Origin of the sequence: Massilia sp. 9096, assembly GCF_000745265.1 — a bacterium.
Lineage (GTDB): Bacteria > Pseudomonadota > Gammaproteobacteria > Burkholderiales > Burkholderiaceae_D > Telluria.
On sequence record NZ_JQNN01000001.1, the window covers coordinates 2,569,196 to 2,596,039 of the forward strand.

Consider the following 26,844-nt stretch of genomic DNA (forward strand, 5'->3'; position numbering starts at 1 on the left):
ACCTCCAATCGTGGTTGACGTTGGAACCAGATTAGCCCGGTACGGCTGCGCTGTTCGTGCGCTGCTGCACGCAGAACAGCGCACGATCCGCACACGATGCGCGACCGGGCGCGCTCAGCCGCGCAGCGCGTCTTCCAGATCGCCGAGTTCGGCCGGCTTGACCAGGTGGGCGTCGAAGCCCGCCTCGCGCGCCTTGCGCCGGTCTTCCGGCGAACCGTAGCCGGTGTGCGCGACCAGGCGGATCGCGTTCAGCTGCGGATGCTGCTTGAGCATGCGCGCCAGTTCGTAGCCGTCCACGCCCGGCAGGCCGATGTCGAGCACGATCACGTCCGGCCGGCGCTCGAGCGCCATGTCGATCAGGCGGCTGGCGTCGGCGGTGGTGTGGGCGTCGTAGCCCATCTCGGCCAGCAGGAAGGCCATCATCTCCATCGCGTCGACGTTGTCGTCCACCAGCAGCACGCGGCGCCCGCCGCTGCCGGAAGGCGGCGCGGCTTGCTCGACCGGCGCGTACGCCGCCTGCTGCGGCGCCGACGTGCGCAGCACCGGCAGTTCGACCGTGAAGGTGGAACCCAGGCCGATGCCGGGGCTTGTGGCGGCCAGGCGCCCCCCGTGCATCTCGAGCAGGCGCGAGACCAGCGACAGGCCGATGCCGAGGCCTTCCGGCGCACGGTCGGGCGGCACCGCGGCCTGGGCGAACATGCCGAAGATGCGCGACAGGTTGTCTTCGGTGATGCCGATGCCGTTGTCCTGCACCGCGATGCGCACCTGCTCGCCGTCGAGCTTCACTTCGACCCGGATGTGGCCGCCCTTGGGCGTGAACTTGGCGGCGTTGTGCAGCAGGTTGCCCATCGATTGCGCCAGGCGCACCGGGTCGCCCATCACCCAGATCTGCTGCTCGGGTTCGACCACTTCCAGCGTGTGCTCGCGCGCCGCGATCAGCGGCGCCGCGGTTTCCACCGCCTGGGCGATCACGCCCTTCATGTCGACTTCTTCATGGCGCAGCACGATCTTGCCTTCCGAGATGCGCGCCACGTCGAGCAGGTCGTCGACCAGGTGCGCCAGGTGGTCGACCTGGCGCGTGATCACGTCGCGCGCGCGCGCCTGGCGCTCGGCCGCGCCCTCCCCCGCGGCGCCCAGCAGCGCGGCCGCGTTGCGGATCGGCGAGAGCGGGTTGCGCAGCTCGTGCGCGAGCGTGGCCAGGAATTCGTTCTTGTTGACGTCGGCCGCGCGCAGCAGCGCCTCCATCTCCTTGCGGCGCGTGATGTCGCTGGTGACGCGCGCCACCCGGTACACCTCGTTGCGGCCGTCGCGCACCGGGAACAGGCGGTCGCGCACCCAGCGCTGGGTGCCGTCCGGCAGGTTGAGGCGGAATTCGGCCTCGTAATGCGGCTCGGTCTGGACCGCCTCCCACAGCCGCGCCACGTGGGCGCGGTCGTCCATGTGCACCGCGTCCAGCCAGCTGCCCGGTGCGCGCTCGAGCGACGCGGGCTCGCGGCCCCAGATGGTGGCATAGGCCGGGCTGACGTATTCGAGCGCGCGCGCCGGCACCGAGAACATCCAGAACACGTCCTCGATGTTGTCGGTCAGCTGACGAAAGCGCTCTTCGCTGTCGCGCAGCGCGCTCTGGGTCTGGCGCATGCGCAGCAGCGCGTTGACGTTGGCGATCAGCTCGTCGGCCTCGATCGGCGCCGCCAGGTAGTTGTCGGCGCCGCCTTCCAGGCCGCGGATCTTGTCGGCGCGGCCGGTCAGCGCGGCCGAGGTCTGCAGCACCAGCACCAGCGAACTGTCCGGATCGGACTTGATGCGCCGGCACACTTCGATGCCGTTGATGTCCGGGAGCTTCACGTCGAGCAGCACCAGCGCCACGCCGCCGCGCTTGACGGTGGCCAGCGCATCGGTGCCGTTGGTCGCCTCGATCACCTCGAAGCCCGCGCTCTTGAGGATGCGCGTCTTGGCGTAGCGGGCGCCGTCATTGTCGTCGACGTTCAGGATCAGGTGGGAAGTGGTCATGTGGGTTCCATCGTAAAACTGCGTGGCAGGACCAGCGAAAAGGTCGAGCCCGCGCCCAGCTCACTGCTCACTTCGATGCGCCCGCCGAGCAGCTCGGCCAGCTTGCGGCACAGCGGCAGGCCCAGGCCGGTGCCCTTGCTGCGGCGCTGCAGCGGATGTTCGATCTGGCTGAATTCCTCGAAGATCAGCTGCAGGTTGTCGGCGCTGATGCCGATCCCGGTGTCGGCCACCGAAAAGGTGATGGACACGGGGTCCTGGAAGGCCGAGACCGTGACCGCCCCCTGCTCGGTGAACTTGAGCGCGTTCGAGATGAAGTTGCGCAGCACCTGCGAAATCTTGCCTTCGTCCGACTCGAACGGCGCCTCGATGCCGCCGGTATCGAACACCAGCTCGACGCGGGCGTCGTCGACCAGCGGCCGCAGCATGCCCTTGAGCGCGCGAAACAGGTTCTCGACCAGCACCGGCGCGAGCAGCACCTCGACCTTGCCGGCCTCGATCTTGGCCAGGTCGAGCAGGTCGTTGACCAGCTCGGACAAATCGGTGGCGGCGGCGTCGATGAAGCGCACCTGGCGCTCCTGCTCCTGCGTCAGGTCGCCGTCCATGCGGTCCAGCAGCAGCTTGGCCAGCGCGCGGATCGACGACAAGGGCGTCCTCAGCTCGTGGCTGGTGTTGGACAGGAAGCGCGACTTCATTTCGTCGGCCTTGCGCAGGCGCTCGGCCTTGTCCTCGATCTCGGCGTACAGCGCGACGATGCCGCGGTTGGTGTCTTCGAGTTCGCGCGTCAGCGCCACCAGGTCGTCCTGGCGCTCGCGCAGCTCGGCCAGGGCCGAGGCCAGCTCGCGGTTCTGCTGGTGCACCTCGAGATAGGTGTTGGCCACCGGGCTGTCCTTGGCCAGCTGGCCTGACAACTCGGCCAGGCGCGCCGGCCCGACCCAGGATTGCGACGGCAGCCATTTGCGCATGGTCACCAGGGTCGCGCCCTGCCCGGCCTCGGCGCCCTGTTCGACCTCGCAGTCGTCCATCAGGCGGTAGGCGGTCACCAGCGCGTCGTCGGCCAGCGCGCCGCGCGCGTCCGGGCGCGCGCCGATCGCCACTTCGAGCAGCTGGCGTCCGCCGACCGTGCACACGCAGAAGGCGGCGCGCGCCCCGAAGCCGAGCTGGCACACCGCGCGCGCCACTTCCGAGACCGCGGTGGCGACGCGCACCTGGTCCTGCTGCGAGAACCCGAGCAGCTGCGCGATCTGGCGCGCGCGCTGGCGCACCAGCACCACGTCCTGCTCGTTGCCCAGGCTGACGTTCAGCAGACGCTGCGGGCTCATCGTGATTCTCCCTTCCTGCGCGCGACCAGCACCATGGCGTCGTCGCGGCGGCGGATGAAGTCGCGCATCAGGATGCCGGCGACGATGGCGGGTGTGCGCGCCAGCAGGCCCGGGTAGTCGCCCAGATCCCACTGCGTGTGCAGCCCGTCCGAATGCATGACGCACAGCGCTCCCGGCGGGAAATCCACCGCGAACTCCTGCACCTTGCGCATATTGTTGCCGACAATGCCGTTGTGCGATACCAGCGCACGGCGAACGCCGTGGTCGACCACCAGCCCGGCCACGTTGCCGATCCCGGCGAAGCGCAGTTGGTCGCCGGCATAGGTCACGCGCGCCAGCGACAGCGCCGCGCCGCGCGTGGTGCGCATGGCTTCGTGGGCGCGCTGCATCAGGTCGGACGGCTCGGCGTGCGGAAAGCGCTCGATCGAGGCGATCGCGGCGGCGGCGGCCTTGGCGGCGTCGGGGCCGTGGCCGAGGCCGTCGACGGCGAGCAGCGTCGCGCCGTCCAGGCCGCAGCTGACCGCCCAGCCGTCACCGCAGGCATTCTCGCCGGCCAGCGGCACGCACAGGGCGCCGACTTCGACGCCGCACGGCGCGGGCGGGGTCGGGCCTTTCCACAGGCGCATGAAGAAGGCGGCGCCGCGGCCGCGCAGCGACCAGACGTCGAATTCGTCCGACTGGCGGCGCAGTGCGCCCAGGCCGGTGCCGGCCGTGCCGGCGGTCGAGACGCCGTCCTGCAGGCTGGTGGCCAGGTCGGCGATGCCGGGACCGGCGTCGACCGCAAGCACGTCGATGCCGGGCACGCTCGCGCCCGACTGCGCGCCGGACTGGGCCTGCATCACGTACAGCGTGCCTTCGTCGGCGTGCTTGAGGATGTTGGTGCCGGCCTCGGTAATGACGATCGCCAGGCGGCCGGCCTGGACTTCGGTGAAGCCGAGTTCGTCGGCCAGCTTCTGGCCGGCGCGGCGCGCGGCCGCGACGTCGCTCGCATGCTTGATCGGGAAGGTGAGCTGCGGCGCCAGCGAGGTGATCAGCGTTTCCATTTGACGATCGAGACCGCGGTCCCCTCTCCAACCCGGGTTTCGATCATGAACTCGTCAGCCAGGCGCTTCGACCCGCTCAGGCCCAGGCCGAGGCCGCCGCCGGTGGTGTAGCCGTCGCGCAGCGCCATCTGGATGTCGGGGATGCCCGGACCGCTGTCGACGAAGACCAGGCCGACGCCCTTGCGCAGTCCGTCGTCGAGCGCGTCCAGGTAGACGTCGCCGCCGCCGCCGTACTTGATGGTGTTGCGCGCCAGTTCGCTCGCCGCCGTCACCAGCTTGGTCTGGTCGACCAGCGACAGCGCGATCCCGACCGCGCGCTCGCGCACGTGGCGGCGCACGGCGACCACGTCCTCGTCCGTGCGCACCGGCATCGTCTGGCGAGCGGTGCGCTGCTCCCGGTGCTGCTCGAGCAGCTCGGCATAGAACGGCTGTTCGGTGTTGAGAGCGGCGCTCATCAAAGCTCTGACTTTCCTAACAGGGCCATGCCCTTCTCGACGTTCAACGCGGTTTTCACGCCGTCCAGGGTCAGGCCCAGCTCGACGAGCGTGATGGCGACCGCCGGCTGCATGCCGACCACCACGGTCTGGGCGTCCAGCACGCGCGCCATCGCGGCGGTATTGCTGATCATGCGGCCGATGAAAGAATCGACCAGGTCCAGCGCCGAGATGTCGATCAGGACGCCACGCGCGTTATCGCGCACGATGCGCTCGGTAAGGTCGTCCTGCAGCGTCATCGCCAGGCGGTCGTGCATGTCGACCTGGATCGTCACCAGCAGCAGCTTGCCCATGCGCAGAATCGGGATGCGTTCCATGGTGCGCTCAGTCCTTGCGCATCACCGAGGTGCCGGTGCGCGCCAGCGCAACGACGAAGGCGTCGGCCAGCGTCGCCTTGGTGGTCACGTCTTCCAGGTTCACGCCCAGGTGCACGATGGTCTGCGCGATCTGCGGGCGGATGCCGCTGATGATGCAGTCGGCGCCCATCAGGCGCGCGGCGGCGATGGTCTTCATCAGGTGCTGGGCGACCAGGGTGTCGACGGTCGGCACGCCGGTGATGTCGATGATGGCGATCGAGGCGCCGGTGTCGACGATCTTTTGCAGCACGTTCTCCATCACCACCTGGGTGCGCGCGGAATCGAGCGTGCCGATCAGCGGCAGCGCCAGGATGCCGTCCCACAGCTTGACGACCGGGGTCGACAGCTCGAGCAGTTCCTGCTGCTGGCGCACGATCACCTGGTCGCGCGCGCGCTGGAACACTTCGATGGTGTACAGGCCGAGCTTGTCGAGCAGCGTGCTGACGGTCCAGGACGCGGCGGCCAGGCCTTCGGGATCGCCGGCAAATCCACGGCTGAGCTGCGCGAACAGCGGCTGCTTCAGCGAAAACACGAAGGTCGCGGTCTCGCTCGGGGTCGAGCCGGCCTTGGCGCGCGAGGTCGAGATGTCGTCCAGCAGGTCGCGCACTTCGTCCCACGAGCGGTGCTCGACGTTTTGCAGCTCGCCGCCGCGGGTCGCGCCGGCGAACGCGGTCAGGAACTTCTGGCAGTGGCGGCGCAGCTGCTCCTTCGTGACCACGTTGGTACGGACCGTCAACGCCTCCAGCTGGGCCATCCACTCCGCGCCGATCGTGGCTTCGTTATCCTGGATGAGCTGGCTGATGCGGGTCGAATAGTCCTGTGTGGTCATCTGTCGTAGTCCTTGATATTGGTGAGAGATTGTGCGCGCATTGTGAATACATGCAATCGTACAAATAACCAACTATATCATTCCTTGCCCGTGTTACACGACACGTTTGCATGCACCAGCGCATTAAACTCCATACAGGCTGGAGGAATGGATGAGCACCGTCAGGATTGATCAAATTTGGTCGTTCATCGTACGGCAAAATCCTGATGCACGTCACAATTTGCGCATTTTTACCACGAGTGGCAGCGGGACACTTGCGTGGCAATGTTGCATGGAGGAATCACTCATACACAAATAAAATAGTGTCGTAGCTTTACGTTCTGCAGTCTTCCTGAATACACACTCGACCGCCAAAACGTCCGCGGTCTTACAGACGTACGCCGGCTCTCGGCCAGCCCAAAATGTAGTCCAATTACACAATGTAGTTGAGTTACATCGGCACAGGTGCCAGAATGTTACTTTTAGCAACACCAAAGGAAAAGCGGCCATTGCGCCGCCCTGGAGACCCATGCCCCGCCCTACTCATTCGCCCCGCATTGCCGCGCTCGCGCTGGCCGTTGCGACGCTGTTCGCCCCCTGCGCCCACGCCCAGCAGGCCGCTTCTTCAACCCCGACCGCCACCGCTTCCGGCCTGGAAGTGCGCCAGGGCCCCGTCACCTTGCGCGTAGTCGCGCTCACCGACGACATCCTGCGCGTGACGCTCGCCCCCGGCGGCGCGTTCCCAGAGGACGCCAGCTGGGCCGTGCCGCATGGCGTACGCGCGCAGCGGGCGCAGGTGACGCCCACGGCGCACGGCTTCGCCACCCGCGCGCTGCGCGTCGAGCTGCAGGATGGCCGCCTGGTGGTCAGCGACATGGCCGGCAAGATCGTCTCGGCCGATGCGGCACCGGTCAGCCTCGACGGCCACGCGTTCACGCTGAAAAAAAGCATGCCGCAGTCGGAACACTACTTCGGCCTGGGCGACAAGACCGGCGGCATGGACCGGCGCGGCAAGACCTTCGTCGACTGGAACACCGACGCCTTCGGCTTCACCTCGAGCGACGACCCGATCTACAAATCGATCCCGTTCTTCATCGGCGTCGGCGGCGACGGCGGCAGCTACGGCATCTTCCTCGACAATACGCGCCGCAGCTGGTTCGACTTCGGCCACCGCATTGATGGCGTGCTGGCCTTCGGCGCCCCCGACGGCCCGATCGACTACTACCTGATCCATGGCCCCTCCACCGCCGAGGTGGTGCGCCGCTACACCGACCTGACCGGCAAGGCGCCGCTGGCCCCGCGCTGGGCGCTGGGCTACCAGCAGTCGCGCTACAGCTACATGACGGCCGACGAGACGCGCCAGGTGGCCGCGAAACTGCGCGCCGAGAAGATCCCGACCGACGTCATGTGGCTCGACATCGACTGGCAGGACCGCAACCGCCCATTCACGGCGAACCCCAAGACCTTCCCCGACATGCCGGGCCTGGTGCGCGATCTGGGCAAGCAAGGCATCAAGCTGGTCACGATCACCGACCTGCACGTGGCGGCCGCGCCGAACCAGGGCTATGCGCCTTACGACAGCGGCATCAAGGGCGACCAGTTCGTCAAGAACCCGGACGGCTCGACCTACGTGGCGCCGGTGTGGCCGGGCGACTCGGTGTTCCCGGACTTCACCCAGGCCAGCACGCGCGACTGGTACGGCACGCTGTTCGCCGACCAGGTCAAGATGGGCATCGCGGGCGTCTGGAACGACATGAACGAGCCGGCCATCTTCGGCACGCCGACCAAGACCATGCCGCTCACGACGCGGCACCGCATCGCCTCCGACGATTTCGCCAAGCGCACCGCCGACCACGCCGAGATCCACAACGTCTACGGCATGCAGAACACGCGCGCCACCTACGACGGCCTGCGCAAGCTGGCGCCGAACGAGCGTGCCTTCGTGATGACGCGCGCCAGCTACGCCGGCGGCCAGCGCTACTCGGTCACCTGGACCGGCGACAACAGCGCCACCTGGGATCACCTCAAGCTGTCGATCCAGCAGCTCATCAACCTGGGCCTGTCGGGCTTTTCGTATGGCGCGGCCGACGTCAGCGGCTTCAAGGGCGGCCCCAGCCCCGACCTGCTGACGCGCTGGTTCGAGATCGGCGCTTTCTACCCGGTGTTCCGCGACCACAGCGCCAAGGGCACGCCGCGCGTCGAACCCTGGGTCGACGGTCCGCAGCATACGGCGATCCGCCGCCGCTTCGTCGAAGAGCGCTACAAGCTGATGCCCTACCTGTACGCGCTGGCCGAGCAGAACGCGCGCACCGGCGACCCGATCCTGCGCCCGGTGTTCTACGACTATCCGGATGCGATCGCATCGAGCTGCGACGAATCGTGGACCTTCACGCTGGGCCGCGCGCTGCTGGTCTCGCCGCCGCCGAGCCCCGAGTCGCCGCAGCCGTACAAGACCTGCCTGCCGGCCGGCGGCTGGTACGACTACTGGACCGGCCTGCCCGCCGGCCGCGCGCAGCAGCAGACCGCGGGCGTGTTCCAGTCGGCCACCGACGCGACCGGCGAAAAGCACAGCCGCGAAGACGTGGTCGACGAGACCCCGCGCCTGGACCACCTGCCGGTGTACGTCCGCGCCGGCACCATCCTGCCGCGCCAGGCCGTGGTGCAATCGACCGCCGAAACCCCGCGCGGCCCGCTCCAGCTGGACGTCTACCCGGGCCCGGACTGCAGCGGCGACATCTACCTCGACGACGGCCATTCGATGGGCTACGAACGCGGGGAATTCCTGCGCCAGCCGGTGCGCTGCACGGTCACCGCGGACGGCGTGACGCTCGACTTCGGCAAGCGCGAAGGCAGCTTCAAGCCGTGGTGGAAGCAGGTGGCGGTGACGGTTCATGGCTGGCAGGGCAAGGGCACGGTCCGTAGCGGCGCCAGCGCGAGCGCGGTCGAGAGCCAGCTGAATGCGAAGGCGCGCACCCTGCGCTTCACGCTGGACGATGACGGCTCGGCGGCTTCGATCGCTGTCCGTCGCAACTAAGCTGTAAGGTCGTCCGGCGCAAGCGCGGCCCCAAGCCCACCAGCGCCCCGCAATAAAAAAACCGCCAGGCTCACGCACTGGCGGTTTTTTCATCCTCGCACGCACTCACACGCGCGAGGCTCAGTCAGCGATTATTGCGCAGCAGCTTCCTGGCCGAATACGGAACTAAAGCTACGTCTGCAACCGACCCATTGCAGACGTTAAAGCTGATGACTGCACGCAGAGATTATCGCCCCATTCCCGTAAGGCTCGAACAGATCGAGCGTCGTCGTTTCACACGAAGATCCTAAAGGCCTCGGAACCTACCGTGCTAAGCTGATACTTGACTTTCCAACATGAGGCATTGATGGGGATTTCTTCCGTATTCGCGGTCGCCAGCGGTGCGGCGTTGGGCGCGCTCTTGCGATGGTGGATCAGTGTCATCATGAATTCACTATTTCCGGCTATCCCGCCTGGCACCCTGTTGGTGAATCTGGCCGGCGCCTATGTTATCGGCATGGCCATCCCCTGGTTTACCAATACTTCTTCGCTTCCGCCCGAAATCAGGCTGTTCGTCGTCACTGGGTTCCTCGGCGGCCTAACGACCATGTCTAGTTTCGCTGGCGAAGTCGTTACCCTATTGCGTGCCGGACGCCTGACGATGGGTGCTGTTGCTGTGCTGCTGCACGTTGGAGGTTCGATCGCGATGTGTGCCTTGGGCATGGCCTGTACTGGCCTGCTCATGCGCCGCTAGTCAGGCGCTCCCGGCGCCGTTGCCGTCGCGCCCAGGAGCGGCAATTCGCAACGCACTAACACAACCTGTGTCCCGTTCAGCTCTGCGTGGTGTGTAGCGAGGAATGCGCGTAGTGCCGACTCCGTATCGATTAGTTCAACACACTGAGGATGGCGCGCTGCGGTCCCGTCGACGTGTAGATGGGATGGCTTATCACCCGGCAAGTAGCCGCCGTCCACTTGGAATAGCAAGGCCTGACGCATGCCCGCTCGGCGTGCCTGGTCCAGAAGATGATGCGCAAGCTGCGGTGCGCTGAAATGGTGCCATAGCCGCGTGGCACGCGCACGGGCCGACATCGGGATATACATACGCAAGACGGCAAATTCGGTCATCATGCCCACTTACTCCTTCGGTAGTACCGACGCGCGATGGGTACGGGAGCGTGCCCGATAGGCCGGCAATTCGGACAATCGTAGCCCATCGGGCAAATCCCGATGGTGCTTAGCGCGTCCGATACGCTGAGCACGGTAGATGCCGGTATGCCCCGAAAACAGGTAGCTGACCACGCAGGCCAAGGCCGCATAGGGTGCTATGTTCCCGCCGAACAGCTCGATCGCCATGACGGTAGACGCCAGCGGCACGTTGGCTGCGCCGGCAAAGACGGCCACGAAGCCCAGCCCAGCCAGCAGCGGGAATGGTAAGTGCAGCAACGGCGCCAACGCGTTGCCGAGCGTCGCGCCAATATAAAACAGCGGCGTTACCTCGCCGCCCTTGAACCCGGTGCCTAGGGATACGACGGTAAAAACCAGCTTGCCGATGGCATCGCCGAAGCCGAGCTGTTGCTGAAACGACTGGACGATAACTGGGATGCCTAAGCCAATGTAGCGCTGGGTTCCCAGTAGGTAGACAGCCAGCGCGACCACGCTGCCACCCAGCAGCGGCCGTAAAGGGCCGTAGGACACATGGCGCTTGGCCAGGTCGCCCATTCTATGGGTGAGCTTCGCAAACAGCATTCCTGCAAGGCCGAACGCAATGCCAGCAGCGATCACTCCAGCCAGACCGGCAGCGTCCACGGCAGGGATCGTGGAAAGTATGTAATGCGTATGCTGGATGCCCCACCATAGCCCGACCCGGTCGGCAACGATCGCCGCGACAATGCATGGCAGGATCGCGTCATAGCGCATGCGGCCGATCGCCAGCACCTCAAGGCCGAAGATTGCGCCGGCAACCGGCGTACCAAACACGGCCGCGAACCCGGCGCTCATGCCCGCCATGACCAGCACCCGACGCGATTCGCGGTCAAGCCGGAGGATGTAGGAGACTTGGTCGGACAAGGTCGCACCCATTTGCACCGCCGTGCCTTCGCGCCCGACCGAAGCGCCAAACAAATGCGAAATGATGGTTCCACCCAGCACCAGCGGCGCCATTCGCAACGGGATCGTTTGGCGCGGATCGTGGATCTCATCGATGATCAGGTTATTGCCCGCTTCGACGCTCTTGCCAAAGCGGTCATACACCCACCCAACGGCGAATCCAGCCAACGGCAGTAGCCAGATGATGCGCGGCGCCGCAATGCGCACCTCGGTGACCCGATCTAGCGCAGACAGGAAGAAAGCGGATGCCGAGCCTGCAAGCACGGCAGCCACGATGGCAAGAATGAGCCACTTGCCCATGTAAGGCAGCAACTCGACTTGTTCGGGATAAGGGGTATTTTTCATCGGTCCAGTGAGTAAACCCAGCTGGTCCGGTTCGAGGCGTGTGCCTACCTTCCCGGCCGGGAAAGGTAGGCATCATCAGCTCGGGATTGAGCGGTTACGGGAGGAATGCCATCTCCGTCTGGAGTAGATCATACCAAGCTTCTGGCACTTGGCCAATCAGGACTGGCAACGCCGTTAGACTGATCGTTGATTATTGTTTTTGGACTCCGGGATATGGGCGGCTCAACTCTTCACGCACAAACATTCGTCTTCAAAGACCGCTTTTGGCCGGTTGCGGGCCTACGGCGACGTCCGTTTCCGACCCAAAGCGGACTATTCGCTCAGCTAAATTTGGCTGCTCCAAAGAAAGCAGCATGCGAGGACCAGCCCCAAGCGCTACGGTCGACTGGATAAACAAGATGCGCGTTGTCCTCAAGCATATGACCGAGCCTGTTCCCGATCAGTCGCATAGCAATAGACAACGCCTGAAACGATCCTTCACCTACGATGTCTGGATAACGCCCATCAACACCCTCTAGGCACGCTGGGCATGCCCATGTTTGATCGTCAACCACATATGGCGCACCAATCTTCGCTTCAATCATCACCTCGGACCCGTCCGAGCGGAGCCATAGAATGGACACCGTGGCGATAAACACCGGCGTTTCTGTACGCATTGCGTTCCTTACGTGACATGTGAGGCGAGCAGCATTCGTCCGCTCCTGGCCGGTTGCAGACTTATTGCAACGGCCGCTACCGACCCGAAGCGGTCATAGCGTCAAAGATGAGTCGATTCTTCACTGGCAAGTAAAAGTCGGCTCCGTAAAGATCGCTCGTCCTGTTGACTGCCGTGTCCCGTCTTGCCGGATGCTTCGCACGGTTAGTCACACTGGGTTGGCACCAGGGCGGTTGATGCATGCAATAACACCTCGTGTAACTTGTGCCGGTAATGCGTTACCTCAGCCTTAGTGCTGTAGACGTGTACCACATAGTTCTGCCAGCAAGAAACATCGCTCTTGCCTTGTTTCTGACCGACCAGTGTCACCGTCACGCTGCCCTGAACGGAACTTTTCACGCACTCGTATAACACGAGATCACCCAGGCGCTCCGTGCTACGTTCGACCGATTGGCCCTCGCATTCCAAAGTAGCCAATTGACGCGGCGATTTTGGCCCTTCACCATCATCGCCATCACCAACGTTGTACGAGACAAAAAATGAGATCTTTGATCGGTCAGGATTACTGCCGAAATCGCAGGTGGTACTGCCGTAGACGAGGACGACGCCGTGATCAAGTCCGGGTGGCGAGGTTGTACATGGGCGAGCGCCCGTCGGGATGATTAGCGAAAGGCTGTATCCGGATTGGTTGCGATAAACGCCTGCGGCTGTCGCATAAATCGGCAGTACAAGAAACAAAAAGCAAAATCGGTGCATCTTCATTCCTTGTACATTCATCGAGCACTTGAATTAAAGCTACGAATAAGCGGGAGCGCCGAGCGTAGAGAATTCTCAAACCGACAACACTACGATAACTCTGAAATTGACGAGGCGACGTCTGCTCTTGGCCGATAGCGGACTTATCTGGACCAGCCTTTTGAAAAAACTCCGAGTGTTTCGGCTTCGCTCTAACTAAGGTAGGGGTTGCGAAGCGGCGCGCTCAGCACATACTGCTCCACTCTTTGCGTGGGGGATCGTGTACTCATGAGTGAGTCCTCAAAGTTACGGCATTGCGCTGCCAGAACGTAAAGGCCTCAGAAAGCAGGTTCTCGAAGTGACTTGAAAATCTGAAGGTTGAAACAGGTGACCGAAATTGTATGGGCACTATCGGCACTTTTCTTTGCTAGGTCAGGCTTCAAAGGCTTGTTAGTTCAACGCGCCGAATTATTGTCGGCGTAGCGAATGATAAAATTATAGATCGCCTTGAAGGGCACGAGCTGAGCACGGAAATCTTGCACAAGTATGTCTTTTGTGTACCGCAAAAATTCTTTCATCTTGGCCCTTTCGGCAATTTGTACTTTCATTGGAATGTATTAGTTAATCTATGGCGCCAATCGAGAACGTCATGTATAGAACCTCATCTCTTGGCCGATCCAGGCTTACAGCCCACTTTTGTGGCTTGGGCACTAAACCTCAGTTTGCTCTGCAATTTCTAAAGCGTCATCGACTTCGATGCCGAGATAGCGAACTGTACTCTCGAGCTTAGTATGCCCGAGAAGCAGTTGCACGGCACGAAGATTTTTCGTTCGCCTGTAGATCAGAGTCGCTTTTGTTCTGCGCATCGAATGTGTTCCATAAGCGGTCGCGTCCAAGCCGATCGATTCCACCCATCTGGTAACGATTCGCGCGTACTGGCGAGTAGACAGGTGTGGCGACTCGCTCACTCGGCTTGGGAATAGGTGCTGGCTTCCGGACAGCTAGCGCCGATCGATCCAGGCAAGCACCGACTGCCGGGTTTGCTCCGTAATTTCGAACTGAACAGGCCGGCCGGTCTTACGCTGCATGACGATCGCGCGGTGAAAGATGCTTCGCCCCTGCGCGATGTCCTTGACGCGCAAACTGACGAGGTCGCAGCCGCGCAACTTGCTATCGATAGCGAGGTTGAACAGCGCGAGGTCTCGCACCTGCGCGGCCAACTGTAGACGAATGCGAATCGCCCAAATTTCCCGTAACTTCAATGGCAGCTTTTGCCCTACAAGACGTCCCTTGTTCCAGGGCCCTACACTTTTGGCTTTGCTAGAGATCGAGTCCATGAGGCCTCCGTGGTTGTGGAAACCCATTGTGGGCACCTAGTGACCCAGAAACCCTTAACGCAGCCTTTGCTTGCCTTGGAAGCAACCACGGTCGTACACTGAGCTGTATCGATCGGCCGAGTTCGGCCAGAAGCGGACGTGCAATGGTGCAGTTGCCAATATTTCGTCCTCGGTGCCAGGAGCATCTTCTTCAAAAATGGTTTGGCTAACGCTATGAAAAAGACTTGGCAACAGCTAGTAAAGGAATCGTTCACTAAATCGCGTGACGAACGATATGCAGAGATGTCCAGGAACGAACGAGTCGGCTATTGGATCTTCGGTCTCGTTGTAGTTGGGATAGTGTGCTTACTCTGGCTGTCTCGGTCCCAGACTTGACCGTCCGCTTAGGGTCGATAGCTGGCGCTCTACTTGAGCGCTTATTAACGAAAGTTCCAGTATCTGGCTTACTCATCAATGTAAGCGAACAGGCGAGTTGTGAATGAAGTTCAAAAGATACATAGCGATCGCGGTTCCTGTCGCGGTATGGTTGTATGGATGATCATACGACATCCCGATTTACATTACCAATCATTCCGGTCAAGCGCTCCAGAATGTCACAGTGTCCGGCTCTAACTTCCAGCGACAAGTTGCTTTGATCCCTGCGGGAGAGACCACAACTGTGTATGTCGATCCCAAAGGGGAGGTCGGGGCTGCAATCGCATTCGACATGGGACAGAAAAGATTTTCCTATGCCAAGGAGGGCTATTTTGAACCCGATGATTGGGAAGTTGTAATTGTCGTGGATACTGCAGGGAAAGCCTCAGTACATGGTTATCTCGCTAGCATATTTCCACAAATTTTTGGACGATGGCACTGGGCAAAAACAGGGTAGAAGCCGTTAGCAAAGGCGTCCTCGCTAGTCACTACTATCATGGTGCGAAAATAAAGTTCCACGCGACCTTACATCCTTAGTGTTACCGCCGACATACCCGGTCTGTGATGGGTCGGTTGCGGACGTACACGTAGGTCTGCAACCGGCCAGAAGCGGACCTTCATCAAGTCTTCATTCGCTGTCAGACAACGCTCTCGATGTATCCGACAGCGACCTCGACATTGCATTGGGCGTTGCTCTGCCGGAGAATACAAGCGTGGTGGCGAAAGGTTGCTGTCGAGCCGGAGGGTCTTCGTCGTCGCGTCCGATTAGCTTGCCTGCGATGGTATGTCCTATATGCCGTCTGATCTTCTCCGCACGACTGCATCCGGTTGAAGTGCAAAAATCGCTCCCTCGGCTACAAGCAATTCTTGATTTACATCCAACCGGACGCATTTAACTAGCTTATTTGCGCCGTCAAGCGCATCAACGCCCTTGGTCGACAAACCGGTTCGCGGTAGCGGCGGTCGGGTCGTTCGGTAGCGCGGCAGGTGCATTCTCGATGAAGCGAATAATGGCATCACGGGTCATCGCCTGACCTCTAGGATTACCCCATAAGATATGTCCAACGCCTAGAATCCGCTGGCTGCGCTTGATGGAATAGGTGCCGAAATACTCCATTGCAAGCCCTCGCGGAATATAGCTGCATTCTCCCAGCAGCAGCATCACTGGCGCCTTCATCTTGCGCAAATCGGGCGTCGGTGCGGCCAAGGCATCGCGGTTGATGGCGACGTTGGCCTTCAAATTAAAGGGCTCAGCCTTGAAGCTATTGAGCAAGGTCGTATCGCCCTTGCAAAATCCTGGCGCTATCAAGAGGCGCTGCACGTCGGCCGTATAGAGGTTGATGAGCTCTTCCTGTTTTACGAATCGATTTTCGCGCGGCAGAAAATTCGCTAGGAGCGCGCGCGGCGCGGCGACTTTCGCAATCACCGCACGGCTTGGTGTTTCGCTAGCATCCGGAGCGAGGGTGGTTTTTTCGGACATCGATTTCGCTGTCGATTCAGTGCTTCCCGGCAGGCGTCCCGGCTCGGAGAGGATTACGTGGGTGACATGCTTGCGGATTTCCTCTTCTGACAGTGCGGACGTCACCAGTGTCGCCCCGTACGACTGCCCAATAAGGACGGTTGGCTTATCAACGCGAGCAAGTACGGCGGCCAAATCCCTGACATTGTTCTCGTGCGTATAGGTCGTCGGATCGCCAAGTGGCGAGCGCCCGGCGCCGAACTGGTCGTAAATGACAACGTCGAAACCGGCATGCGCGAAACTTGCAAAAAAGTTACGATCAAAATCGCGCAAATATGCGCCAGGCCCGCCATGCGCAAACACCAAGGCCATGTGACGGTCGTTCGCCGGGGCCGCCGAGTAGCGGTAGACGGCGACGTGACGGCCATCGTGCGTAGCCCACAATTGAACGGATTTGTCGGCGGCCAGGGCGGGCAATGAGGAGGACGCCAGCGGTACCAACACGATGACCAGAGGCACCAATGCGAGAAGCAGTCCCATTCCGCTCCAGATGACCGCGCGCCTCGTACCCTGCCGTATACGGGGCCACAAGAATATACCCGCGATGGCCACGGACATAAGGAAAGCTGGATAGCCGCCAGCAATTCCGCCGCTTATCCACAACGTGAGAAGGAAGATCATCCATACCGTGGCCACTTGTAAGGGAACGATCAGAAAGCGGATGATTTTTTGGGAGAGGCTTTTCATTATCGAGGATAGTAAATGCGAAGTCATGCACTGTAGCCGGCAGCTTCCATCTGGAAACTATCTTTGAGACGAACTGCGTAATCTCTGGATTGAATTGCACGTTCGCGCTCTTGCACGAGCGTGCCGCCGGGTCGGCGCGATAGGCACCTTTGGAAAGTTGAAACAGAAACTGACGTCCCTCAAGGCGAACGCATTCCTGCCGCATGCATCAGCAGGCGCAGTACCGTGGCCACGCCGGCTAGCGACGCGACACTGGCAAGCCATATACCGACGAGCCAGGCGAGTCTTCGAACGAAAGCGTACCCGCTCCATCGGTCAATGATAAGTCTGCGCATGACCAATTTTCCCTTTGAACACATGGTAGCTCCACGCTGTATAGCCAAGAATGAGCGGCAGGATCGGCAATGCGCCAACAAGCGCGAATCCCTGGCTTTGCGGGGGCGCGGCCGCCTGCCAAAGCGTCAATGCGCCTGGCACAGCGTCCGGCCACAGGCTGATCGCCAGGCCGCTGTAACCGAGAAAGATTATCGCCAGCGTGAACAGGAAAGGACTGGTGTCGTTATCCTTACGTGTCGAGATGAAAAGGCCCGCGGTGATCGCCAGAACCAGTACGGGGACGGGCAGGAACCACCACAGGTTCTGGAAGCTGAACCATCGCGTGGCGATCGCTTCCTTGAGCAGCGGCGTCCATACGCTGACGACACCGATGCAAAGCAGCAGCAGCGCTACGAGCACGCGTCCGATACCACGCATTTTGTGCTGGAGCGTTCCCTCCGTCTTCATGATGAGCCAGGTGGCACCAAGCAGCGCGTAGGTAACGACGAGGGCAGCTCCCGTGAACAAGGGGAACGGCGCCATCCAGTCGAAGGCGCCGCCCGCGAACGCGCGTCCGCGCACAGGAATGCCCGCGATGTATGTGCCCAAGATCACGCCTTGGAAGAACGTAGCCACCAGTGACCCGCCAATAAAGGCCTTGTCCCAGATGTGCCGTTTATGGTCGTGGGCCTTGAAGCGAAATTCGAAAGCCACACCACGAAATACTAGGCCAAGTAGCATCAACATGATCGGCAGGTAGAGCGCGCTTAGGATGATGGAGTACGCAAGCGGGAACGCCGCATATAGACCAGCTCCGCCCAGCACCAGCCAGGTTTCGTTGCCGTCCCAGACCGGTGCCACGGTGTTCATCATGATGTCGCGTTCGCCTTTCGAAGGGGCGAACGGAAACAGAATGCCGATGCCAAGATCGAATCCGTCCATGACGATATACATCATGACCCCAAAGGTGATGACCAACGCCCATACGATAGAAAGATCAATACCCATGCTCAGACGCCTCCGTTCGCGGTCGCGTTGAACCCAGCGTCGACGGCAAGCGCGGCGGAAATTGGCCGCGCCGATGTTACAGCCGTACCTGGCCCTCCGGGGTCTGTGCCATCACCCTCGCCCGTTACCGGTCCCTTTCGCACCAGGCGAAGCATGTAGCCGAACCCAGCACCAAAGACGCTGAAGTAGACGATGACGAACAGCGCCAGCGTTGTCGCAAGCGCGTCCACCGGATGCGCAGATGCAGCGTCAGCTGTGCGCATCAGTCCATACACGACCCAAGGCTGGCGTCCAGCTTCGGTCGTGATCCACCCGGCCAATATCGCGAGCACGCCGGACGGTCCCATCGCGACGCACAGCTTGAGAAAGGGCCGACACCGGTACAGCTTGTCGCCGCGCCGTAGGAACGCTGCCCATAGCACGGTGCCCATCATGAGAAAACCCAGACCGGCCATCGTGCGGAACGACCAGAACACCAGCGGCGAATACGGCCGGTCCGCTGGCGCGAACGACCGCAGGGCCGGGATTTGCTGATTCAGGCTGTGGGTGAGGATCAGACTGCCCAAGTACGGCAGCTCAAGTTTGCAACCCGTGGTTTCGCGTGCCATGTCAGGACAGCCGACGAGGATGAGCGGCGATGCCTCTCCTGGGTGATTGTCCCAGTGACCTTCAATAGCGGCGATCTTGGCCGGCTGGTATTTCAGCGTATTCAGACCGTGCGCGTCGCCAATGGCCACTTGAAGCGGGGCCGCGACAAGCGCGATCCACATTGCCATCGACAACATCTTGCGTACGGCCGGCTCGTCGCGGCCGCGGAGCAGATGCCAAGCGGCCGATGCGGCGACGAAGAATGCGGTCGCAAGGAATGCGGCGGTCGCCATATGCGCGAGGCGGTAGGGAAACGATGGGTTGAAGATCACTGCAACCCAGTCAACCGGCACAACATGACCGTTCTGGATCTCGATCCCTTGCGGCGTTTGCATCCAGCTATTCGAGGCCAGAATCCAGAAAGTCGATACCAGCGTGCCGATGGCAACCATGAGGGTCGAGAAAAAGTGCAATCCCGGCCCGACCCTGTTCAGCCCAAACAGCATTACCCCCAAGAACCCGGCTTCGAGGAAGAAGGCGGTCAGCACTTCGTACGCTAGCAAGGGTCCAGTGACCGGACCGGCGAAGTCGGAAAAGCCGCTCCAGTTGGTTCCGAACTGGTAGGCCATGACGAGGCCGGAGACAACGCCCATGCCGAAATCGACGGCAAAGATACGTGACCAGAAGTGATAAAGATCGCGGTAGACGCGCTCTCCGGTCTTGAGCCACGCCCCTTCCAATATTGCCAGGTAAGCAGCCAAGCCTATGCTGATGGCGGGGAAAATGATGTGGAACGAGACAGTGAACGCAAACTGGATGCGTGCAAGCTGTAATGCGTTGAATGTGAACATGGCGGCTCCTGTCGGCTCAGTCGTTCGCTGGTGTAGGCGCTGCATTGGGAGGGCACGGAGGTCGTTTCTGGAGAAAGCTCATTTTGATTTCCTTGTATTGGCACTTACTTCATTACAAGAATCGTGCCAATTACAAAGTCACTACCAAGCCTTTGATTTCATTGAAGAACGACTTGTTACAGGGAACTGAGTCTGCCAACCATGAGCATATGCCGCGTCTGCGGCAGTGACAAACTGCCACTTGGCAGCGTTCTGCCATACGCGCACAATGCGAACATCGACTGCGTATCCTATCTATATGAACCAACACTCTAAGGCCCTCGACAGCGCCGATTTGCATGCACTGCTGTCCTACCTGGAGCACGATGCTGTCCCCAGCATAGTGATGAGTACCGAGTACGAAATCCTGGCCGCGAACACTGCCTACCGTCGACAGTTCGCGTCTGACGGCAAGCCCTATCTCGGCCACAAGTGCTATGCGGTCTCGCACCACTATGACGTGCCATGCGACCAGGCAGGTGAGCATTGCCCCCTGCGCGTGGCCCGCGCTAGCGGCACGGCCGAGCGCGTGCTGCATGTGCATCACACGCCACGGGGTCCCGAGCATGTCGACGTCGAACTGCGCCCGATCCTCGACGCACAGGCAAAGGTGATCGGTTTCGTCGAACGGCTGGAAACAGTGCGCCAGGCCTCGGCTCAGGCGAACGACCAGGGCCTGGTCGGCTCGTCGCCGGCGTTCAACCGGGCGCTGGGCGACCTGCGCCGCGTCGCCGGTTCGGACTTGCCGGTACTGCTGCTGGGCCCCTCGGGCACGGGCAAGGAATTGTTCGCGCGGGCTGTCCACGAAGGCAGCGCACGCGCCAACAAGCCCTTCGTCGTAGTCGATTGCTCGGGCCTGACCGACACCCTGTTCGAAAGCGAGTTGTTCGGCTACGAACGCGGCGCGTTCACGGGAGCACAGTCGCGCAAGGCTGGCCTCATCGAGACAGCGAAAGGCGGCACCTTGTTCCTGGACGAGATTGGCGACGTGCCGCTGTCGATGCAGGTCAAGCTGCTGCGCCTGATCGAATCCGGCACCTACCGGCGGGTCGGCGGTCTGGACATGATCCAGGCCGATTTCCGCCTGGTGGCGGCCACGCACAAGCCCTTGCTGGAAATGGCAAGCAAGGGCCAGTTCCGCGAAGACCTGTACTACCGCATCAGCGCCTTTCCGATCCGCTTGCCGGCGCTGCGCGACCGGCGCGAGGACATCGCCTTGCTGGTAGAGTCCTTGCTGGCGCGCGGGGCGGGTGCCGCACGCAAACCGATGCGCGTCTCGACGCAGGCGTTGTTGATGCTTGCCGACCATGACTGGCCGGGCAATATCCGCGAACTGCGAAATGTGCTGGAGCGCGCGCGGCTATTCGCCGACGATGGCGAAATCCGCCCGGAACATCTGCGCCTGGACACCATCCACGTCGCGTTGGCAAGACCCGCGTCGCCGGCCTTGCTGGATGACGCCGCGTTCATCGCCTATGTCGGCGCCTTCCAGGGGTCCCGCAAGGCCCTGGCGGCGGCGCTGGGCATAAGCGAACGCTCGCTGTATCGCCGCCTGGACGCGTGCAAGACAACATTGCCCTGGCGCCCCGGCTCGGTCAGGCCAGAATCTTGACGGCCAGCCCGGCCGCGACGGCCAGGCACACGATGGCGAACGCCGCCTTCAGATGGCGCGGCGGCCAGCGCGACGCCAGCCGCCCGCCGCCCAGCACCCCCAGCACAGTCCCCGCACCGAACGGTACGCCGACCCCGAGGTCGAAATGCCCTCCATGCACGCTGACGGCGACGCCGGCGAACGAGATCAGCGTGATGACGGCAAGCGAGGTGGCCACGGTGGCGCGCATGTCCAGGTCGGTGAAACGCTGCAGCGCCGGCACCACGACGAATCCCCCGCCCACACCCAGCAGCCCCGATAACAGGCCGGCAGCAGCGCCCATAACTGACAGCCGGCCGGCGCAGCCGGTCGTCCAGGCGAGTCGGCCCGTATGCGGGTCGCACCGGCACGCGCGGCGCACCGCAGCGATGTCGCCATCGCGCTTTGCCGCCGTCGCGTCCCGCAAGCCCTTAGCGGCGACCAGGGCCAGGACCGCGGCGAACACCAGCGTCAACAAACGCGTGTCGAGCCGGGCGGCCAGCCATACACCGGCGGGACTGGCGGCGATGCCGATCGCCGCGACCAGCATGGCGGCGCGGTAGCGCACGATCCCGGTGCGCAGTCCGAACCAGGCGCCCAGCGCGGCGCCGGCGCCAACCGCGAGCAAGGCGACGGGACCGGCCGCGACCACGGTCATGCGCTGGCCGAATACCAGCAGCGGCACGGCCAGGATACCGCCGCCGGCGCCGGTCAATCCCATGATGACGCCGACGACGGCGCCGAGTAGAAGGCTCAATAGCATGTTTGGTTCCTTTGCGAATGCGTCGATGCCATTGCGCCTCAAGCGTCGATAGCCGGACTGGCCATCCACTCGCGTCCCTTGAGCATGCCGTGCCAGTAGAGCGGCGGCAGGATGCGCTCCTTGAGCAGCCAAGCCAGGCGCGAGGGCTTGCGGCCGTCGAGCAGCCAGCGCGGAAAGCTCGGCGCCAGTTTGCCGCCGTAGCGGAACTCGGCGAGCACGATCCTGCCGCGCTCGACCGTCAACGGGCACGAACCGTAGCCATCGTAATGCGCGGCGCGCGCGTGTCGGCCAAGGTTGGCGAGCAGGTTGTGGGCGACGACCGGGGCCTGCTTGCGCGCGGCCGCCGCGGTTTTGGCGTTCGGCGCGTTGATGACGTCGCCGAGGCCGAACACGTTGGGATAGCGCTTGCTGTGCAGCGTCGCCGGATCGACGTCGAGCCAGCCCGCAGAATCTGCGAGAGGACTGGCGCGGATGAAGTCCGGCGCACGTTGCGGCGGCACGGCGTGCAGCATGTCGAAGCGCACCTCGTCGTGGCGCTCGCCGTCGGGGGTCGCGACGGCGAAGGTGGCGCTGCGGCTGGCACCGTCGACCGCGACCAGGCGCCGGCCGAAGCGCAGGTCGATGCCGTAGGCGCGCACATACTCCATCAATGCCGGCACGTAGTCGGCCACGCCGAACAGGACCGCACCGGCCGAATGGAACTGCACGTCGGCCTTGCCGAGGACGCTGCGCCGGCGCCAGGCGTCGCAGGACAGATACATCGCTTTTTGCGGCGCCCCCGCGCATTTGATCGGCATCGGCGGCTGGGTGAACAGGGCGGTGCCGCCCTGGAAGCGTTCGACCAGCTCGGCCGTGTAGGGGGCAAGCTTATAGTCGTAGTTGGACGTGACGCCGTTGCTTCCGAGGGCCGCGCGCAGGCCGTCGACGGCGTCCCAGTCCAGGGTCAGTCCCGGACATACCACCAGTTGGTCATATCCGACGAACTGGCCGTTGTCGAGCACGACCGCATTGTGGTCTGGATCGAAACACACGACCTTGGCCTTGATGCGGCGCACCCCGGCCGGGATCACCGTGTCCATCGGACGCATCGTCTGCGCCGGATGAAACACGCCGGCGCCCACCATAGTCCAGCCGGGCTGGTAGTAATGGGTGTCGGCGGGATCGACGATGGCGATGTCGAGCGCGGCATCGCGCGCCAGCAGGCTCGCCGCTACCGCGATACCCGCGGCGCCAGCCCCGCTGATCAGCACCTGATGCGACGACGAGATCAAGGCTTCGCGCCACGGGCCCGGGGCCGCGATACGCGGCAGCAGCGTGGCCAGGTCGTGCCCGGCGCGCGCGGCGCGGGCGAGGATCTCCTGCGGCGGCATGGCCTGGCCACAGGTCAACGCCCACAGCGAGGCACTGCGTTTGCCGCTACGGCAGTAGGCGAGCACCGGGCCATGCAGATCGTCCAGCAGACTGCCGAACGCCGTCACGAGCTGGTCGTTCAAGCCATTCGGCTCGACCGGTAAATAAAACGTGCGGATGCCGGCGGTCAGCGCGCTCGCCTGGATGTCGCGGTAGTCCGGCTGGTCCGCGGCTTCGCCATCCGGGCGGTTGCAGATGATTGCGTCGTAGCCGGCGGCGGCGATCGCGGCGACGTCAGCCGGATGAATTTGCGGCGAGACCGAAAATTTTCCGGTCAGATGGGTAATGCGCATGGATGGCTCCAGATCGTGGCTCGGGTCAGATTGCATTGATTGGGATCTTCAGGTAGCGGATGCCGTTCTCCTCCACCGGCGGTAGCGCGCCGGCGCGCATGTTGACCTGTACCGCGGGCAGCATCAGCACGGGCATCGGCAGCGAAGCGTCGCGCTTTGTGCGCATGTCGACGAACTGGTCCACACTGGTGCCGTCGCGCACATGGATGTTGCAGGCGCGCGCTTCGGCGACCGTGGTGACGTACTGCAGCTCGCGACCGCCCGGCTGATAGTCGTGGCACATGTAAAGGCGCGTTGCGTCGGGCAGTTCGAGCAACTGGCGGATCGACGTGAACAGGATGCGTGCATCGCCGCCAGGGAAGTCGCAGCGTGCGGTGCCGTGGTCGGGCATGAACATCGTGTCGCCCACGAAGGCAGCTACGTCATCGCCTTCTTGAAACACGTAAGTGACGCATGCCGGTGTATGTCCCGGTGTATGCAGGACCTGGGCCTGCAAGCCACCCACCGTGAAACATTCACCGTCGCGAAACAGGTGGTCGAACTGGCGGCCGTCCGGCACGAATTCGGGCTCCGCATGGAACAGGATCCCGAATACGTTCTGGACACTGCGGATGTGTTCGCCAATCGCAATACGCCCGCCGAGACGTTGCTTCAAATACGGCGCGGCGGAAAAATGGTCGGCATGAGCATGGGTTTCCAGTATCCATTCCACCCAACCGTCGAGCGCCTGAACGCGCTCGACGATCCGGTCGGCACTGGCCGTGGTTGTACGCCCGGACTTGGGATCGAAATCGAGCACGCTGTCGATGATCGCGCACGCCTTACTGTGCGTGTCCATCACGATATAGCTTACCGTGGACGTGGTCGAATCGAACAAACCTTCGATATGTAGATTATTCATGGGTCTTTTGAAAAATGAGCACCCTTACTTCATTACAAGAACCATGCCAGTTTGCGATCTTGCGATAACCCTCTGAGGGAAAAAGGAATTTTCTTCTTAAGGCGATTTCGGCCGTCCAGATGTCTCCGATCTGCCATATGCATGGCAGTGCCAAAGTGCCGGATGGCAGCGCTTGATTCATACAAACAGCCGATGCCATTTAAGGTTTCGCGCCGACGCCTGGACGACCGGATCGCTCAAAGATGATCCGCTGGCCGCTTGCGTAATGAGCAACGCATGCCGATCCAGCGACAGCCGCGGACTATTTGGTCCAACCCCAGGCCGCAAAGATCGCGGCGCCGCGTGGCGATTGCAGGAAGTCGACGAAGGCCTTGGCTAAAGGGTTCGCGGCGCCGTTCGTCGTTAAAGCGACGGCAGTATCGCGGTAAATGGCGTAATCGGACTCGATCGGCACAACGTCGGCAAGCTTCGGATTGGCGACTTGCCAGATATTCCAGATAAGCCAGGCGTCGATATCGGTGTGGCTGGTCCAGGTGTCGCGCGCGACGGCGCTATTGGCGGCGTAGCTGGCGATGTTGGCTCTCACCTTCTGGACAGTCTCAAGGTTCCCCTTGCGCCCGGCCATGTCTTCCCACACCCCGTTCTGGCCAGCGCCATTGACGACCAGAATTCGAAGTCCTGGACGCATCAGGTCAGCGACACCGTGGATATGCTGCGGGTTGCCGTGCCGAACTAGGATAGACAGAGGGCGCAGGTACAAGGGCGTGACGCTGGTGGCTTGGATGCGCCCATCCATCGCGACCGAAAAATCCGTCATCATCGTTTCCGATCCGCTGTAGATCAGGTCGGCATCCTGCTTGGCACGTTCGATCCAATTCGGCGTCGGCCCGGCAGTCACCGTCACTTTGACGCCATGTTCCTGTTCGAACACCGCCGCTGCTTCCTTCATCGCCGGAGCAGGACCGCCAGGTCCATATACCAAGAGAGACGGTTGCGCTGTAGCCAAACCAGCGCTGGCGGCCAATAGGGCTGTGGCCGCGAGCCGCCCAACGGTCTTCGTGGTGGTGCGTAATTTCATGTTGAGTTACCTTTCATGTAGGGGTTAAGGGAGAACGATCTCTGCTTAGCAGCGTGCATTAGACGCCCAGTAGCTTGATCAATCCAAGACTGACGAGGCCAAGCCCGATCAGGGACACCACGACCACGGACGCCACCTTGCCGCCAGCGCGCAGCACGGCGCAGGCATCGACACCGAGGCCAAGTGCAGCCATCGACATGATCGTGAGGAAACTGGCGGCGTCGTGGGCGGGCGCCAGCAGTGGTGCGGGAACCCAGCCCAACGAACGCAGGCATAGCAGCAGAAGAAATCCGACAATGAACCAGGGCACCAAATGCGAAAACTTTGGACGCGCACTAGCGCTGCCCCGGCCAAATACTGACAGCAGCAGGACCACCGGCCCCAGCATCAGTACGCGCACCAGTTTTACTAGCGTGCCGATATGGACACTAGTGGCCGAGACCGAGGCGGTCGCCGCCAACACTTGCGGCACCGCATACACCGTCAGTCCTGCGAACACGCCGTATTCCTTTGGCGTCAGCGACAGCATCCCCGACAGCAGCGGCAGTCCCAACACCACGGGCACGCCGAGCACGGAGGTGAAGGCGATCGACGCGGTCACGTCCTTGCTGTCGGCATCGATGACTGGGGCGACTGCGGCAATCGCCGAATTTCCGCAAATCGAATTGCCGCATGCGATTAACAGCGCCATTTTGCTCGGCAGGCCAACGCTGCGGCCTATTCCATAGCTGAAGACAATCGCAACGACGACTACAACGGCGATGCCGGCGATGAGTCCTAGCCCATTGGCAAGCAAGGTATTCGCGCTGATTGATGCACCCAATAACACGACTGCAATTTCAAGTAAAAGCTTGGCGCCGACGTGGATGCCTAGTTCGAATTTCGGGTCAAGTCGGCGCAACGTACGAATGCTTGTACCAAGCAGAATCGCAAGGACTAGGCTTTCCAGCCAAGGGCGGCCGAGCCAACGGATTTCGATTTCCTCTAGCCCATAGGCAAATAGGGTAACTGCAGCGCACAAGAGCATCCCGGGAACTACACTGCCCGTTCCGCCAAAATATTTATTTGAATTTTTCATATCGATATACGTTTATGTAATAAACAGATTATTACTTACCGAGATCGTT

The 26,844-nt window shown here is 62.2% G+C and carries 22 protein-coding genes, 1 pseudogene and 1 riboswitch; of the genes and pseudogenes, 4 read left to right on the plus strand and 19 right to left on the minus strand.

All coding sequences use genetic code 11. The features are described from left to right. Positions 1 to 114: 114 nt before the first annotated feature. The 6 genes from FA90_RS10905 to FA90_RS10930 form a co-directional block, all read right to left on the minus strand. The gene (locus FA90_RS10905; protein ID WP_036168670.1) at positions 115 to 2,010 is read right to left on the minus strand and encodes a response regulator; all 1,896 of its coding nucleotides are present in this window, start codon (positions 2,008 to 2,010) and stop codon (positions 115 to 117) included. Next, positions 2,007 to 3,329, minus strand: a complete 1,323-nt coding sequence (locus tag FA90_RS10910) for a sensor histidine kinase (RefSeq protein WP_036168672.1) — start codon at positions 3,327 to 3,329, stop codon at positions 2,007 to 2,009. The genes FA90_RS10905 and FA90_RS10910 overlap by 4 nt, the downstream gene beginning before the upstream one ends. Further along, complete coding sequence (locus FA90_RS10915; protein WP_036168674.1) at positions 3,326 to 4,372, minus strand: SpoIIE family protein phosphatase; 1,047 nt, start codon at positions 4,370 to 4,372, stop codon at positions 3,326 to 3,328. Before FA90_RS10915 ends, FA90_RS10910 begins: the two co-directional genes overlap by 4 nt. Next, positions 4,360 to 4,743, minus strand: a complete 384-nt coding sequence (locus FA90_RS10920) for an anti-sigma regulatory factor (protein ID WP_036175253.1) — start codon at positions 4,741 to 4,743, stop codon at positions 4,360 to 4,362. The genes FA90_RS10915 and FA90_RS10920 overlap by 13 nt, the downstream gene beginning before the upstream one ends. Before the next feature lie 83 nt (positions 4,744 to 4,826). Next, positions 4,827 to 5,183, minus strand: coding sequence for an STAS domain-containing protein (locus FA90_RS10925; RefSeq protein WP_036168676.1), 357 nt, complete (start codon positions 5,181 to 5,183; stop codon positions 4,827 to 4,829). A gap of 7 nt (positions 5,184 to 5,190) precedes the next feature. Further along, positions 5,191 to 6,051: an STAS domain-containing protein gene (locus FA90_RS10930; protein WP_036168679.1), complete on the minus strand. Its 861-nt coding sequence runs from the start codon at positions 6,049 to 6,051 to the stop codon at positions 5,191 to 5,193. 508 nt (positions 6,052 to 6,559) lie between these two features. Here FA90_RS10930 and FA90_RS10935 point away from each other — a divergent pair. Both FA90_RS10935 and crcB read left to right on the plus strand, forming a co-directional pair. Continuing rightward, the gene (locus FA90_RS10935; protein ID WP_051971707.1) at positions 6,560 to 9,064 is read left to right on the plus strand and encodes a TIM-barrel domain-containing protein; all 2,505 of its coding nucleotides are present in this window, start codon (positions 6,560 to 6,562) and stop codon (positions 9,062 to 9,064) included. A gap of 346 nt (positions 9,065 to 9,410) precedes the next feature. Continuing rightward, on the plus strand, positions 9,411 to 9,797 hold the full coding sequence (crcB, locus tag FA90_RS10940) for a fluoride efflux transporter CrcB (RefSeq protein WP_036168680.1): 387 nt from the start codon (positions 9,411 to 9,413) through the stop codon (positions 9,795 to 9,797). 380 nt (positions 9,798 to 10,177) lie between these two features. Here crcB and FA90_RS10950 read toward each other — a convergent pair whose 3' ends face one another. From FA90_RS10950 to FA90_RS10955, 4 genes and pseudogenes are all read right to left on the minus strand, one after another. Then, the gene (locus FA90_RS10950; protein ID WP_036168684.1) at positions 10,178 to 11,494 is read right to left on the minus strand and encodes a voltage-gated chloride channel family protein; all 1,317 of its coding nucleotides are present in this window, start codon (positions 11,492 to 11,494) and stop codon (positions 10,178 to 10,180) included. 59 nt (positions 11,495 to 11,553) lie between these two features. Continuing rightward, positions 11,554 to 11,619: riboswitch (Fluoride riboswitch) on the minus strand. Positions 11,620 to 11,814: 195 nt separating this feature from the next. Beyond that, on the minus strand, positions 11,815 to 12,150 hold the full coding sequence (locus FA90_RS26940) for a hypothetical protein (RefSeq protein ID WP_197065283.1): 336 nt from the start codon (positions 12,148 to 12,150) through the stop codon (positions 11,815 to 11,817). Positions 12,151 to 12,353: 203 nt separating this feature from the next. Further along, on the minus strand, positions 12,354 to 12,926 hold the full coding sequence (locus tag FA90_RS26375) for a hypothetical protein (protein WP_156116666.1): 573 nt from the start codon (positions 12,924 to 12,926) through the stop codon (positions 12,354 to 12,356). A gap of 668 nt (positions 12,927 to 13,594) precedes the next feature. Further along, a pseudogene (locus FA90_RS10955) lies at positions 13,595 to 14,221 on the minus strand (tyrosine-type recombinase/integrase). Positions 14,222 to 14,819: 598 nt separating this feature from the next. Here FA90_RS10955 and FA90_RS26380 point away from each other — a divergent pair. Further along, a complete protein-coding gene (locus FA90_RS26380) occupies positions 14,820 to 15,092 on the plus strand; it encodes a hypothetical protein (RefSeq protein ID WP_156116667.1) in 273 nt (90 codons plus the stop codon). 465 nt (positions 15,093 to 15,557) lie between these two features. On the opposite strand, the gene FA90_RS10960 is transcribed toward FA90_RS26380, so the two are convergent. From FA90_RS10960 to FA90_RS10970, 4 genes are all read right to left on the minus strand, one after another. Further along, a complete protein-coding gene (locus tag FA90_RS10960) occupies positions 15,558 to 16,841 on the minus strand; it encodes an alpha/beta hydrolase (RefSeq protein WP_036168686.1) in 1,284 nt (427 codons plus the stop codon). 179 nt (positions 16,842 to 17,020) lie between these two features. Beyond that, positions 17,021 to 17,200 (minus strand): DUF2474 domain-containing protein, encoded by a 180-nt coding sequence (locus tag FA90_RS25620; RefSeq protein WP_307171210.1) that lies wholly within the window; start codon positions 17,198 to 17,200, stop codon positions 17,021 to 17,023. Further along, positions 17,157 to 18,164, minus strand: coding sequence for a cytochrome d ubiquinol oxidase subunit II (gene cydB, locus FA90_RS10965; protein WP_036168688.1), 1,008 nt, complete (start codon positions 18,162 to 18,164; stop codon positions 17,157 to 17,159). The genes FA90_RS25620 and cydB overlap by 44 nt, the downstream gene beginning before the upstream one ends. A 2-nt stretch (positions 18,165 to 18,166) precedes the next feature. Beyond that, the gene (locus FA90_RS10970) at positions 18,167 to 19,603 is read right to left on the minus strand and encodes a cytochrome ubiquinol oxidase subunit I (RefSeq protein WP_036175259.1); all 1,437 of its coding nucleotides are present in this window, start codon (positions 19,601 to 19,603) and stop codon (positions 18,167 to 18,169) included. 298 nt (positions 19,604 to 19,901) lie between these two features. Between FA90_RS10970 and FA90_RS10975 the strand changes: the two genes are divergently transcribed. Beyond that, a complete protein-coding gene (locus FA90_RS10975) occupies positions 19,902 to 21,254 on the plus strand; it encodes a sigma-54-dependent Fis family transcriptional regulator (protein WP_051971708.1) in 1,353 nt (450 codons plus the stop codon). Here FA90_RS10975 and FA90_RS10980 read toward each other — a convergent pair. From FA90_RS10980 to FA90_RS11000, 5 genes are all read right to left on the minus strand, one after another. After that, positions 21,238 to 22,035: a sulfite exporter TauE/SafE family protein gene (locus FA90_RS10980; RefSeq protein WP_036175265.1), complete on the minus strand. Its 798-nt coding sequence runs from the start codon at positions 22,033 to 22,035 to the stop codon at positions 21,238 to 21,240. The genes FA90_RS10975 and FA90_RS10980 overlap by 17 nt on opposite strands. 38 nt (positions 22,036 to 22,073) lie before the next feature. Further along, positions 22,074 to 23,738 carry a bifunctional protein tyrosine phosphatase family protein/NAD(P)/FAD-dependent oxidoreductase gene (locus tag FA90_RS10985; RefSeq protein WP_036168690.1) on the minus strand — a complete coding sequence of 555 codons (1,665 nt, stop codon included), beginning with the start codon at positions 23,736 to 23,738 and terminating at the stop codon, positions 22,074 to 22,076. A gap of 25 nt (positions 23,739 to 23,763) precedes the next feature. Further along, on the minus strand, positions 23,764 to 24,639 hold the full coding sequence (locus FA90_RS10990; protein ID WP_036168692.1) for an MBL fold metallo-hydrolase: 876 nt from the start codon (positions 24,637 to 24,639) through the stop codon (positions 23,764 to 23,766). Positions 24,640 to 24,940: 301 nt separating this feature from the next. Further along, positions 24,941 to 25,717, minus strand: a complete 777-nt coding sequence (locus FA90_RS10995; RefSeq protein ID WP_036168694.1) for a substrate-binding domain-containing protein — start codon at positions 25,715 to 25,717, stop codon at positions 24,941 to 24,943. 58 nt (positions 25,718 to 25,775) lie between these two features. Next, the gene (locus FA90_RS11000) at positions 25,776 to 26,795 is read right to left on the minus strand and encodes a YeiH family protein (protein ID WP_051971709.1); all 1,020 of its coding nucleotides are present in this window, start codon (positions 26,793 to 26,795) and stop codon (positions 25,776 to 25,778) included. Positions 26,796 to 26,844 lie beyond the last annotated feature (49 nt).